The 13207-nt window shown below is 74.2% G+C and carries 12 protein-coding genes; 11 read left to right on the forward strand and 1 reads right to left on the reverse strand.

The window, feature by feature from the left end:
• Positions 1–4 precede the first annotated feature (4 nt).
• The gene (locus AC3ET3_RS12525) at positions 5–1336 is read left to right on the forward strand and encodes a glutamate-1-semialdehyde 2,1-aminomutase (RefSeq protein ID WP_432156235.1); all 1332 of its coding nucleotides are present in this window, start codon (positions 5–7) and stop codon (positions 1334–1336) included.
• Positions 1337–1555: 219 nt separating this feature from the next.
• On the opposite strand, the gene AC3ET3_RS12530 is transcribed toward AC3ET3_RS12525, so the two are convergent.
• Positions 1556–2242 (reverse strand): phosphatase PAP2 family protein, encoded by a 687-nt coding sequence (locus tag AC3ET3_RS12530; protein ID WP_432137023.1) that lies wholly within the window; start codon positions 2240–2242, stop codon positions 1556–1558.
• A gap of 335 nt (positions 2243–2577) precedes the next feature.
• On the opposite strand from AC3ET3_RS12530, the gene AC3ET3_RS12535 reads away from it, so the two are divergent.
• The 10 genes from AC3ET3_RS12535 (at position 2578) to AC3ET3_RS12580 (ending at position 13205) form a co-directional block, all read left to right on the forward strand.
• Entirely contained in the window at positions 2578–3108 is a 531-nt protein-coding gene (locus tag AC3ET3_RS12535; protein WP_435612120.1) for an SRPBCC family protein, read from the forward strand.
• Positions 3109–3371: 263 nt separating this feature from the next.
• Positions 3372–3884 carry a hypothetical protein gene (locus tag AC3ET3_RS12540; protein ID WP_432137021.1) on the forward strand — a complete coding sequence of 171 codons (513 nt, stop codon included), beginning with the start codon at positions 3372–3374 and terminating at the stop codon, positions 3882–3884.
• Between the two features lie 489 nt (positions 3885–4373).
• On the forward strand, positions 4374–4484 hold the full coding sequence (locus AC3ET3_RS12545; RefSeq protein WP_019759430.1) for a keywimysin-related RiPP: 111 nt from the start codon (positions 4374–4376) through the stop codon (positions 4482–4484).
• Between the two features lie 25 nt (positions 4485–4509).
• On the forward strand, positions 4510–6348 hold the full coding sequence (locus AC3ET3_RS12550) for a lasso peptide isopeptide bond-forming cyclase (protein WP_435612121.1): 1839 nt from the start codon (positions 4510–4512) through the stop codon (positions 6346–6348).
• Positions 6349–6379: 31 nt separating this feature from the next.
• A complete protein-coding gene (locus AC3ET3_RS12555) occupies positions 6380–6634 on the forward strand; it encodes a lasso peptide biosynthesis PqqD family chaperone (RefSeq protein ID WP_432137019.1) in 255 nt (84 codons plus the stop codon).
• Positions 6631–7068 carry a lasso peptide biosynthesis B2 protein gene (locus AC3ET3_RS12560; protein ID WP_432137018.1) on the forward strand — a complete coding sequence of 146 codons (438 nt, stop codon included), beginning with the start codon at positions 6631–6633 and terminating at the stop codon, positions 7066–7068. The genes AC3ET3_RS12555 and AC3ET3_RS12560 overlap by 4 nt, the downstream gene beginning before the upstream one ends.
• A gap of 167 nt (positions 7069–7235) precedes the next feature.
• Positions 7236–8984: an ABC transporter ATP-binding protein gene (locus AC3ET3_RS12565; RefSeq protein ID WP_435612174.1), complete on the forward strand. Its 1749-nt coding sequence runs from the start codon at positions 7236–7238 to the stop codon at positions 8982–8984.
• 137 nt (positions 8985–9121) lie between these two features.
• Positions 9122–11422 (forward strand): beta-L-arabinofuranosidase domain-containing protein, encoded by a 2301-nt coding sequence (locus AC3ET3_RS12570; protein WP_432137017.1) that lies wholly within the window; start codon positions 9122–9124, stop codon positions 11420–11422.
• Between the two features lie 174 nt (positions 11423–11596).
• Complete coding sequence (locus AC3ET3_RS12575) at positions 11597–11923, forward strand: rhodanese-like domain-containing protein (RefSeq protein WP_432137016.1); 327 nt, start codon at positions 11597–11599, stop codon at positions 11921–11923.
• 52 nt (positions 11924–11975) lie between these two features.
• Complete coding sequence (locus AC3ET3_RS12580; protein ID WP_432137015.1) at positions 11976–13205, forward strand: NAD(P)/FAD-dependent oxidoreductase; 1230 nt, start codon at positions 11976–11978, stop codon at positions 13203–13205.
• Positions 13206–13207: the final 2 nt, after the last annotated feature.

The following is a 13207-nucleotide window of genomic DNA, read 5'->3' on the forward strand; positions in this document are numbered from 1 at the left end:
TCACGTGGACGACACGGCTGAAGAGCCCCTGCTGCCCCGGTCGCGGGCGGCGAACAAACGGCTGCACTCCCTGGTCCCGGGGGGCGCGCACACGTACGCCAAGGGCGACGACCAGTACCCCGAGGGCCTGGCCCCGGTCATCAGCCACGGCCGTGGCGCCCATGTGTGGGACATCGACGGCAACCGGTACATCGAGTACGGCTCCGGCCTGCGGTCGGTCAGCCTCGGCCACGCCCACCCCCGCGTGACCGAGGCGGTACGGCGCGAACTCGACCGCGGCGGCAACTTCGTCCGGCCGTCCGTCGTGGAGGTCGAGGCCGCGGAACGCTTCCTGGCCACGGTGCCGACCGCCGAGATGGTGAAGTTCGCCAAGAACGGCTCCGACGTCACCACGGCGGCGGTGCGCCTCGCCCGCGCCGTGACCGGGCGGCCGCTGGTGGCCGTCTGCGCCGACCAGCCGTTCTTCTCCGTCGACGACTGGTTCATCGGCACGACCCCCATGTCCGCGGGCGTCCCGGCGGCGACGACCGAGCTGACCGTGGCGTTCCCCTACGGGGACCTGGCCGCCACGGAGGAACTGCTGCTCCGTCACCGGGACGCGGTCGCCTGCCTCATCCTCGAACCGGCCTCCCACACCGAGCCGCCGCCCGGGTACCTCGCCGGCCTGCGGGAGCTGGCCGACCGGCACGGCTGCGTCCTCGTCTTCGACGAGATGATCACCGGGCTGCGCTGGTCCGAGGCGGGCGCCCAGGGCCTGTACGGCGTCGTCCCCGACCTCTCCACGTTCGGCAAGGCGCTGGGCAACGGGTTCGCGGTCTCCGCGCTGGCCGGGCGCCGCGAGCTGATGGAGCGGGGCGGGCTGCGGCACTCCGGCGACCGGGTGTTCCTGCTGTCCACCACGCACGGCGCGGAGACCCACTCGCTGGCCGCCGCGACGGCCGTCCTCGACACCTATGTCGAGGAGGGTGTCACCGCGCGGCTGCACGCCCTCGGCGAGCGGCTGGCCGCCGGGGTCCGGGACGCCGCGGCCAGTATGGGCGTCGGCGACCACGTCGTCGTCCGGGGGCGGGCCAGCAACCTGGTCTTCGCCACCCTCGACGAGAACGGGCAGCCGTCGCAGCGGTACCGCACCCTGTTCCTGCGCCGGCTCCTCACGGGCGGGGTGCTGGCCCCGTCGTTCGTGGTGAGCAGCGCGCTCCAGGACTCGGACATCGAGCACACCGTCGACGTGGTGGCCCAGGCGTGCGCGGTGTACCGGAAGGCGCTGGACGCCGCCGATCCGACCCCCTGGATGGGCGGGCGGCCGGTGAAGCCGGTGTTCCGCCGCCTGGCGTGAGGGGACGTCCCCGCACGCCGCGTGCAGGGACCGCGCTCGTCCGCGGTGGGGCGCCCGGCGGTCGCGGTGGGGCGCCCGGCGGTCGGGGCGGGGCGGACACCGGCAGCGGCACCCGCACCAGACGTCATGACATGACGTCCACCAGGGCCTTGCCGACCGCGCCGTTCTCCACCGCGCGGTGCGCGGCTGATCACCGCACCGGGGATCAGCACCGCGCACTCAGCGGCGCTCCGGCAGACCAGTGCCGGCCGGCCGGCCGGCTCTCCGGTCGGCCGACCGGTCGACCAGCCACGCGGTCGCCGGGACCAACGCCAGCGCGGTGCACCAGCCGCCGAGGACATCGGTGGGGTAGTGGGCGCCGAGGGCGACCTGGGCCCAGCCCATGACGGCACCGGCGACCAGCGCCGCGGCGAGCACGAGCGAGGCCCCGGCCCCCCTGCCGAGGCCGAGCCGGCCGGTCACGACCAGCGCCGCGAGGAGGGCTACGGAGGTGAGGAAGGCGGTGTGCCCGCTCGGGTAGGACAGGTTGTCGTCGCCGTGGATGGTGCGCCCCACCAGTGACTTGAGCAGCGTGGTCGCCGCCACGGTCACGCCCGTCCCGGCCACCGCGGCCACCGCCGCGCGCGGACGGCGCAGAAGCAGACAGCCGGTCACCGCGGCCCCGAGAAGCGTCGCCGCTCCCCCGGGCTCCCCGAGGAAGTCCACGGCCAGGGCGACGTTCCGCCACGGCGGCCGCACGCTGTCCGCCGTCGGCGGGACGAGCCATCCGTCCACCGTGCCGGGCTCGCCGTGCCCCGCGTACACGGCCCCGAGCACGACGACCACCAGCGCGGCGAGGGCCGCCGTCAGCGCGAGCCATGCGCGCAGCGGCAAAGGCAGCACCGCGGGGGCCTCCCGGCCGGTCACCCGCCCGGGAGGCGGCGCGCCGGCCCCTGTCGTCGCCGGCCGCGCGACCGCACGGCCCGACCGCGCGGAGTCCCCTGTCCGGTCGGTGTCCACCTGCCCCTGCCCCCTGCCCCTGCCGGGCGGCACGGCCCGCGGAGGACCCGCGGTGGGCCGTCGCCGTACGGTCCGTGTGCCGCCACTCTGGCACAGCGTCCGCTGTCCCGGGGGCGGGTTCGTCCACCCGTCCGCCACCACTCGTGGGTGGCCGCGGCACCGTCCTGTGGAAGGCCGTTGTGGAAACGGCGCCGGGAGGTGAGGATCAGCGGGACGGAGATCCGCGATCGAGGGAGACCGACGTGCGCTGTACCGACGGGCCACGGGTGGCCTGCGACGTCCACGTGGAGGCGGCCGCGCCGCGGGTGTGGCGGCTGGTGACGGACATCCGTCTGCCGGCCCGGCTCAGCCCGGAACTGCGGCGAGTCGCCTGGCTCGACGGCGCCGACCGGCCCGTGGTGGGTGCGCGGTTCGAGGGCCACAACCGGCACGACATGCTCGGCGAGTGGCGGACCGTCTCCCACGTGGTCGAGGTGGCCGAGCCACGGGTGTTCGCCTGGGCCGTCATGGACGCGGACGGGCGCTTCGGCGGGGCGACGGTGGATCCGGCGCGGGCCATGGCGTCCTGGCGGTTCGAGATCGAGGCCGAGGACGACGGCGTCCGCCTGCGGCACTCGGCCGTCCTCGGGCCGGGGCGCAACGGGCTGACCCGGGCGGTCGAGCGGTGGCCGGACCGGGAGGCGGAGATCGTCGCGTTCCGGCTGAAGGAGCTGCGCGCGGGGATGGAGGCCACCCTTCGCGGCATCAAGGAACTCGCGGAGGAAGGCGGATGAAGGCAAGCCGTCGTGTTCACGATGAGCCGCTGCGACCAGGCGTTCCTCGCGGACGACAGCGCCTTCCCCGGCGAGGCCGAGCACTGGGCGACATCATGGGGCAGGGCGTGAAGTGCCCTGGGGCGAAGCCGAGTTGTCGCTCGCCTGTTGGTAACGCCTCGGTCACGGTCCTCCGGTCCGATCACCGTCGTGGATCATTTCGTGCTGACCATGAAGGTGATCCTCCAGTGATTCGCACGGAGGTCTGAGCAAGGGGGAATCGAATGAGTCTGGGCATCCGGCGTCCGGCCACCGCCGCCGCCGCGTTCCTGCTCGCCTGCGGAGGGCTGACCACCCTCGCGGCGACGCCCGCGAGCGCCGTCGACTTCAACTGCAAGTACCAGAGCAAGACGTTCCCGACGCCCGGTGACGACACGTTCGTCGAGATCGAGCTGTGCGTGCAGAGGGTCGCCGACGGCTACGAGGCCAGCGCCGACGTCAACTGGTTCAACGGCGGCGACAGCAGCGTCGACGACCACCGCAAGTTCGACCGGTTCGACGTCCAGGTGCGGGTGGAGCAGCGCGTCAACGGCTCCGACGTGGTCAAGGGCAGCCGTACCTGCGACATGCGGTTCAGCATCAACACCTCCAAGCGCGGGGGCAAGTTCTGCACCAAGTTCGTCACGCACGACCGGACGGCCAAGTGGAGCGCCGACGGCAAGGTCGTCTACGACCTCGACCGCGACGGCAAGGGCTCCTACACGTGGAATCTGACCGGTTCACCGCTGATCGACTGATCAGACGCCGGCCGGCGTGACGAGGGCGGGTCCCGCGGGGCCCGCCCTCTCGCGTGCCGCCGGGACGACGAGGTCCGGCGGCGTGGTTTTCGGAGTGACGAGACCGCTTCCCCCGGAGGCCGAGTGCGCCGGGCGCCGCCGCCCCCCGCGAGCCCCGTCCGGCATCCCCCGCACAGCGCGGCACAGACGTGAGAGCCGCGCCGGCACGTGCTTCGGTGCGCGGCAGCCGGCTCCCGGGGCCGGGGGTGCCATGCCGCACGCAGCCGCATACAGGGGGGCGCACAACCCCCAGGGAGGGGGATTGTGCATATTATGCGAGCTTTGCTCATGCTCTTGCCATGGGCCCGTGCTCCGCAGCTAGCTGGATGGCGTCACCCCACCTTCCGTTCCGGGCTCCCGATGAACCCGGAACGGACCGGCGGCTCCGGCCGGACCGGATCGGCGGCCGGTCAGGAAGGTGGATGAGAAACCCGCATGTGAGGAGTGGTCATGAAGAAGGCCTACGAAGCGCCGACGCTCGTCCGGCTCGGTTCCTTCCGCAAGGAGACGGGGCTCCTCGGGCGCTCCGGCAACGACCGGCTGATCCTGAGCAAGAACTGACGACCGACGGTCTCGACCCGACGTCATGACTGAACTGCACGAGAGTGCGGGGACGGGCCCCGGCGACGCGCACTTCGCGGTCTTCACCGACCACGCGGAGGCCGCCGCCGTGGCCCGCTCGTTCACCCGCCCCGGAGACCGGACCCTCCCGCACCCGTCCGGCCGACCCTGGCTGGTGGGCCGGTGGCACGACAGCGAGGTCGTCGCCGCGACCGCCGGCGCCGCCGCCCTCGCGGTGGTCGGCTGCTGCCCGGTGGACGCCGAGGCGCTACGGCGCCGGGCGGCCCGGCTGCGGGACCTCGCGGAGCTCGACGCCCTGGCCCGCTCCCTGCCCGGCAGCTTCCACCTCGTCGCCGCCCTCGACGGACGGATCAGGGCCCAGGGCACGGCCTCCGGGCAGCGGCTCGTCTTCCACGCGCGGATCGGCGGCGTACAGGTGGCCGCCACCCGCGCCGACACGCTGGCCGCGGCCCTCGGCATCGACCCGGACCCCGGGGAACTGGCCGTGCGGCTGCTGTGGCCGGCCCCGTACCCGCTGTCCGAGAGGTCCGTGTGGCGTGCGGTCACCGCCGTGCCCCCGCAGGACGCCCTGGTCGTCGCGGCGGACGGGCGCACCGCTCGCCACACCAGGTGGTGGACCCCGCCGGAGCCGGTGCGACCGCTGACCGACGCGGCCCCGCTGATCCGCGCGGCCCTGGAGGAGGCCGTCGGGGCCCGCACCGCGCGGGGCGGCGTCGTCAGCTGCGACCTGTCCGGCGGCCTGGACTCGACCAGCGTGTGCTTCCTCGCCGACCGCTCCCCGGCCCGCGTGGTGGCCAGTACCTGGCCGGGCCGCGACCCGGCCGACACCGACCTGCACTGGGCCGAGGAGGCGGTGCGGCACCTGCCCGACGTCGAGCACGTCGTCTGGGACGCCGACGCCTCCCCGCTGGTCTACGAGGACCTGCTGACCATCGACGACCTCCTCGACGAGCCCACCATCGGCGTGATGGACCGGTCCCGGGTCCTGCACCACCTGCCGGCCCTCGCCGCGCGGGGCAGCCGACTGCACCTGACCGGCATCGGCGGCGACCACGTGGCCTGGTGCTCGGAGGCCTACTACCACCGGCTGCTGCGCACCCACCCGCTGTTCGCGCTGCGCCGGCTGCGGGGTTTCCGGGCCCTGTGGCAGTGGCCGCTCGCCGGGACCGCCCGGGCGCTCACCGACTCCCGGCCGTACGGGGCGTGGCTCGCGCGGGCCGCCGGCCGGCTGCGGGACCCCCTGCCCCCGTCGGTCGCGACGGGCCTGGGCTGGGGCATGGCCCCGCGCCTGTTCGGCTGGGTGACCCCCGAGGCCGAACGGATGGCCCGCGAGGCGCTGCTGGACGCCGCGGGCACGGCGCGGCCGCTGCATCCGGACCGCGGCCTGCACGCCGACCTGGAGCAGATCCGGGTGTGCGGCCGGATCCTGCGCCAGTGGGACCGGATGGCGGCCCGCGCCGGTCTGCCGATGGCGTCACCGTTCCTGGACGACCGTGTCGTCGAGGCGTGTCTGGCGGTACGTCCCGGTGACCGGGTGACGCCCTGGCGGTACAAGCCCGTTCTGACGGCGGCGATGCGCGGGGTCGTGCCCGAGCCCTGCCTGCGGCGGGCGAACAAGGCCACGGCCTCCATGGACGCCTCCAACGGCCTGCGGGAGCACCGCGCGGACCTGCTGGCCCTGTGGGAGGGCTCGCGGCTGGAGCAACTCGGCCTGGTGGACGGTGCCGAACTCCGCCGCCTCGCCCGGCGGCCCGCCACCCGGGGGCTGTCCGACGCCATCCTCTACTCGACGATCGCCACCGAGGTGTGGCTGCGCGGACTCGCCCGCGTCCCCCAGTCCTGATCCGCCACCCCAACGTCAGAAAGGCCCTCACATGCCCCTGCGGTTCGGTGCCGACGTCGCCACGGCCGAGACCGAGTACGGCACGGTCCTGCTCGACCAACGAGACGGCGTCTACTGGGAGTTGAATCCGACGGCCGCGCTGGTGGTGCGGACGCTGCTGGCCGGCGGCGAGGTGGCGGAAGCGGCCGACGCCGTGGTCCGGGAGTTCGACGTCGACCGGGCGGAGGCCCTGGAGGACGTCGAGGCGCTCGTGGCGCAGCTGCGCGGCTCGGGGCTCGCCTCATGACGACTCCCAGCGCACTGGAACGCCCCACCGGTGTCCCGCTGACCCGGCGGCTGGCCGCCCGCCTCGTCCTCGTCCCCGCCGTCGGCATCGCCCTCCTGCCGCCCCGCCGCATCCGCGCCGTGCTCGGCGTGCTGCGGCGCGGTGCCGCGCCGGCCACCACCGGGCAGGCCCAGGACGCGCGCGACGCCATGTGCGCCGCCAGCCTGCACTGCGCCGGGCCGAAGGGCTGCCTGCCGCGTTCCCTCGGGGCGGCGCTGCTGTGCCGGCTCGGCGGAACCTGGCCGACCTGGTGCACCGGGGTTCGTGTCGTGCCGCCCTTCACCGCCCACGCGTGGATCGAGGCGGACGGCCGCCCGGTCGGCGAGGGCGTGCCGGACGGCTACTTCGCCCGGCTGGTGGCCGTCGGCCCGCCGTCCCGGCCCACGCACCGATGAGCGGTACGACCGCGACGGACGACGGGCGGGCGGCGGACGGCGGCCGCCGCGCGGTCGGCGGGTCCGCGGCGGGTGCCGCGGGCGTGAGTGGGGACGGCCCGGCAAGGGGCCGCGGACGCGCGCGGGACCTCGCGACCGGCGGTTCCACCTGGGCCGCGGTGGCCACGATGTACCGGCTCACCGCGGGCCACCGCGCCGCCATGGCCGTGGCCGCCGTCCTGACCCTCGTGGGCTCGGCCCTGGGGCTGGCCCAGCCGCTGATCGCGCGGCAGGTGGTCGACGCGAGCGGCCGCGGAGAGCTCGTGTGGTCGCTGCTCGCGCTCCTCGGCGGGCTGTTCGTCGCCGAGGCGGCCACGGGGGCGGTGGGCCGCTTCCTGCTGGAGCGGACGGGTGAGGGCGTCGTCCGGCAGCTGCGGCACGGGCTGGTGGGGCGGCTGCTCCGGCTGGAGATGCGCGAGTACGACCGGCACCGGGGCGGCGACCTCGTCTCCCGCGTGACGGCCGACACGACCGTGCTCCGGGAGGTCGTGTCGCAGGCCCTCGTCGACCTGGTGACGGGCAGTCTCGTCGCCGCCGGGGCGATCGTCCTGATGGCGTGGCTCGATCCGCTGCTGCTGCTCCTGGTCGCCGTCACCGTGGCCCTGGCGACCGTGGTGGTCGCCTCGCTGCTGGCGGGCATCCGGCGGGCGTCCGAGCAGATGCAGGGCTCGATCGGCGCGGTCGCCGCCGACCTGGAACGCGCGCTGGGCGCCCTGCCGATGGTCCGGGTCCACCGCGCCGAGGAGCGCGAGGCCGCGGGCATCGGCGCGCGCGTCGAGGCGGCCTACGGTGCGGGGGTGCGCACGGCGAAGCTCGCCTCGGTGATGAGTCCAGCCGTCGAACTCGCCGTCCAGGGCTCCTTCCTGATCGTCCTGGTGGTGGGCGGGCTGCGCGTGGGCGGGCACGCCGGTTCCCTCGGCGACCTGGTCGCCTTCCTGCTGTACGCGTCGTACCTGGTGCTGCCGTTGTCCTCGGTCTTCCGGGCGGTGGGGCTCATCCAGCGCGGGATGGGCGCCTATCAGCGCATCGACGAGGCGCTCCGGCTGCCCGTGGAGCCGACCGCGCCCCGCCGGCCCGCCGTTCGGTCCGGCGCGGCGCGTCCCACCGCCGCCCCGGAGCCCCCTGCGCTGGCGCTACGCGGTGTCCGCTTCGGCTACGACCCCGGCCGGCCGGTCCTGCGGGATGTCTCGTTCACCGTGGCGCGGCGGCAGCACGTCGCCCTGGTGGGCCGGTCGGGGGCCGGCAAGAGCACGGTGTTCGCCCTGGTGGCGCGGTTCTACGAGCCGGACGCGGGCACCCTGTCGTTCGACGGGCGGCCCGCCGCCGACCTCAGCCGTGAGGACTGCCGCCGGCGTATCGCCGTCGTGGACCAGAACGCGCACGTCGTCCACGGCACCCTGCGCGACAACATCGCCTACGCCTCCCCCGACGCCCCGGAGGCGGAGATCCGGCGGGTGGTGGAGCTGGCCCGGCTGGACGAGGTCGTCGACCGGCTGCCCGCCGGCCTGGCCACCGTCGTCGGCGAGCGGGGCAGCACCCTCTCCGGTGGTGAACGCCAGCGGGTGGCCCTGGCCCGCGCCTTGCTGGCGCGCCCCTCGCTGCTCCTGCTGGACGAGCCCACGTCCCACCTGGACGCGATCAACGAGTCGGCGCTGACCACCGTCATGAAGGACATCGCCGAGGAGTGCGCGCTGCTGGTCATCGCGCACCGGCTGTCCACCGTGCAGCACGCCGACCGCATCGTGGTCCTGCACGACGGCCGGATCGCCGCCGGCGGCCGCCACGAGGAACTGCTGGCCGCCAGTGGCCTGTACCGCGAGCTGGCGGCGAGTCAGATGCTGCGGCCGGGCGGACACCCGGCCCCTCGACAGCCCTGATCCGGAGGGCGATCACCCGCGTCGGCCGCATTGACGGGTCATCCCTGACACCGCTACGGTCTCGACGATTCTGCGAACGACGTTCGACATGACGAACACGCCCTGAGGAGCACGCCCCCCACGAAGAAGGTGCAGCCATGTCCTCCTCCGTCAGCAGACGACGCCTCCTCCAGCTCGCCGGGGTCACGGCCGCCGGGCCCCTGGCGCTCGGCCCCACCACCGCGCGGGCGGCCGTGCCGCCGGCCCGGTCCGAGGCCGGGGTACTGGCCTCCCCCTTCGACCTCGGCCAGGTCCGGCTGACCGCGAGCCGCTGGCTGGACAACCAGAACCGCACGCAGAGCTATCTGCGGTTCGTCGACGTCGACCGGCTGCTGTACAACTTCCGCGCCAACCATCGCCTGTCCACCCAGGGCGCGGCGCCCACCGGCGGCTGGGAGGCGCCCGACTTCCCGTTCCGCAGTCACGTCCAGGGCCACTTCCTCACCGCCTGGGCGCAGTCGTACGCGGTGACCGGGGACACCGCGTTCCGCGACAAGGCCCTGTACATGGTCGCGGAGCTGGCCAGGTGCCAGGCGAACAACGGCGCCGCGGGTTTCGGCGCCGGGTACCTCGCCGGCTATCCCGAGTCCGACTTCACCGCCCTGGAGAACCGGACCCTGTCCAACGGCAACGTGCCGTACTACACGATCCACAAGACCCTGGCCGGGCTGCTGGACGTGTGGCGGCACCTCGGCAGCGGCCAGGCCCGGGACGTGCTGCTGGCGCTGGCGGGCTGGGTGGACCGGCGCACCGGCCGGCTCTCCACCGGTCAGATGCAGGCCGTCCTCGGCACCGAGTTCGGCGGCATGAACGCCGTCCTGGCCGACCTCTACCAGCAGACCGGCGACGCCCGGTGGCTCACCGTCGCCCAGCGCTTCGACCACGCCGCGGTCTTCGACCCGCTGGCGGCGAACCAGGACCGGCTGGCGGGTCTGCACGCCAACACCCAGGTGCCGAAGTGGATCGGGGCCGTCCGCGCGTACAAGGCCACCGGCACCACCCGCTACCGGGACATCGCCGCCAACGCCTGGACGATGTGCGTCACCGCCCACACGTACGCCATCGGCGGCAACAGCCAGGCCGAGCACTTCCGCGCGCCGAACGCCATCGCGTCCTACCTGCGGCGGGACACCTGCGAGAGCTGCAACACGGTCAACATGCTGACCCTGACCCGGGAGCTGTTCACGCTGACCCCGGACCGGGCCGCGCTGTTCGACTACTACGAGCAGGCGTGGCTGAACCAGATGACCGGGCAGCAGAACCCGGCCGACCCGCACGGTCACGTCACCTACTTCACCCCCCTGAACCCCGGCGGCCGGCGCGGGGTCGGCCCGGCGTGGGGCGGCGGCACCTGGAGCACCGACTACTCCTCCTTCTGGTGCTGCCAGGGCACGGGCCTGGAGATGCACACCCGGCTGATGGACTCGGTCTACTTCCACTCCGGCACCACCCTGACGGTGAACCTGTTCGTACCCTCGGTGCTCAGCTGGACCCAGCGCGGGATCACCGTCACCCAGACCACCGCGTACCCGGCGAGCGACACCACCACCCTGCGGGTCACCGGCGACACCCGGGGGACCTGGGCGTTGCGCATCCGCATCCCCGGCTGGACCGGCGGGGCCACCGTCAGCGTCAACGGCGTGGCGCAGGACATCCCGGCCACACCCGGCGGCTACGCCACACTGACCCGCGCCTGGACTTCCGGCGACACCGTCACCGTGCGCCTGCCCATGCGGACCGTCGTCCGCCCGGCCAACGACGATCCGGACGTCGCCGCCGTCACCTACGGGCCGGTGGTGCTGTCCGGCGACTACGGCGACACGGCCCTCGCCGCCCCGCCGTCGCTGGACACCGCCTCGGTCCGGCGGACCAGCGCCACCGCGCTGGCCTTCACCGCCACCGCGAACGGCACCACCGTGAACCTCGGGCCGTTCCACGACGCGCACGGCCACAACTACACCGTCTACTGGAACACCGGCGCCCGCGCCACCGTCCGCCTCGCCAACGCGGCCAGTGGCCTGCTCCTCGGCATCCAGGACATGTCCACCGCCGACGGCGGCCGTGCCCTGCAGTGGAGCGACAACGGCACCGCCGACCACGACTGGGAGATGATCCCCGACGGGGACGCCGTCCGGTTCCGCAACGCACACAGCGGCAAGGTGCTCGGCGTGCTGAACATGTCCACGACCGCCGGCGCCACCGTTCTGCAATGGTCGGACAACGGCACCGCCGACCACCGCTGGACCCTCCTCGACCAGGGAGACGGCACCTACAAGATCCGCAACGTGCACAGCGGGAAACTGCTCGCGGTCCAGAACGGCTCCACCGCACTCGGCGCCTTCGTGGTGCAGGACTCGGACGACGGCACACCGGACAACCGGTGGCGCGTCCTGCGCTGACGACCGGCAGCCACCGCCCCGGCCCCGCGGCGCCCCCACCGTTCCCGGTGGGGGCGCCGTCGTCTGTGGCCGGGAAGCCCCCCTTCATACCCCCAGGGGTATTTGACGCGAGCCCGCGAGTCGTCCTACCCTCGCCATCAGGAAACCCCCGGGGGTATTTGAGGAGGCAACGAGATGGCTCGTGAAGTGACGCAGGAGACGTTCGGGGCGGCCTGGGCCGGCGGGGGCGTCGTCGTGGACGTAAGGGAGCCGGCGGAGTACACGGCAGGGCACGTGCCGGGCGCCCGCCTGATGCCGCTGCACACCGTGCCGGCCCGGTGCGGCGAGCTGCCCGCCGACCGGCCGGTGTACGTCATCTGCGCCAGCGGCAACCGCAGCCGGACCGCGGCCGACCTGATGACCGCCCGCGGCATCGACGCCTGCTCCGTCTCCGGCGGCACCGGCGCCTGGGTCCGCGACGGCCGCCCGGTCGTGACCGGCGCCCGCGAGCACGCGGCCTGACCGCCGCGCGCCGCGCCCCCACCGAGCCCCCCACGGCAGAAGGAGTACCGCCATGGCCGCCACCCCCGACCCCACCGATGCGACGGCTTCCGGCCGTCACCATGTCGCCGTGATCGGCGGCGGCAGCGCCGGCATCAGCGTCGCGGCCCGGCTGCGCCGCGCCGGCGTCACCGACATCACCCTGATCGAGCCCTCCGACACCCACTGGTACCAGCCGCTGTGGACCCTGGTCGGCGGCGGCCAGGCCCCCCTCGGCGCCTCCCGGCGCCCCGAGGGCTCGGTGATCCCCGACGGCGTGCGCTGGATCCGCCGGCGCGCCCTGTCCGTGGACCCCGAGGCCCGTACGGTGGCACTGTCCGGCGGCGCCGAGCTGGCCTACGAGTACCTGGTGGTGGCCCCCGGCCTCCAGCTGGACTGGGCCGGCGTACCGGGGCTGGCCGCGGCCGTCGGCCACGACCGGGTGAGCAGCAACTACGCACCCGAGTTCGCCCCGCGCACCTGGGAGCTGATCAAGGGCATGCGGTCCGGCACGGCCGTCTTCACCCACCCGGCGACGCCGCTGAAGTGCGGCGGCGCCCCGCAGAAGATCGCCTATCTGGCCGCCGACCACTGGCGCCGGGAGAAGGTCCTCGACCGCATCCGGATCATCCTGGTCGTCCCCGACCCGGCCCTCTTCAAGGTGCCCGCCTGGACGCGGGTGCTGGAGAAGGTGGCGGCACGGTACGGCATCGAGGTGCGGCTGCGCTCGGAGCTGACCGCCGTCGACGGCGACCGCCGCGAGCTGGTGATCACCGACCACGCGAACGGCACCGAGGAGACCGTGCGCTACGACCTGCTGCATGCGGTCCCGCCGCAGAGCGCTCCCGACTGGATCAAGGGCGGCCCCCTCGCCGACCCCGGCAGCGCACAGGGCTTCGTCGCCGCGGACAAGCACACGCTCCGGCACCCCTCCTACGACACCGTCTTCGCGCTGGGCGACGTGGCGAACCTGCCGACCTCCAAGACCGGCGCGGCCGTGCGCAAGCAGGCGCCGGTGGTCGCCGCCAACCTGCTCGACGTGATGAACGGCCGCTCCCCGTCCCGCCGTTACGACGGCTACACGTCCTGCCCGCTGGTGACCGCCCGCGACCGGATGCTGCTCGCCGAGTTCGACTACGACCTGAACCCCACGCCCACCTTCCCGCTGCTCGACCCGTTCGAGGAACGGCGCTCGATGTGGGTGTTCAAGCGGTACGGGCTGCCGCCGGTGTACTGGCACGGCATGCTCACCGGCCGTATCTGAAC

It is taken from the genome of Streptomyces sp. bgisy159 (assembly GCF_057707805.1).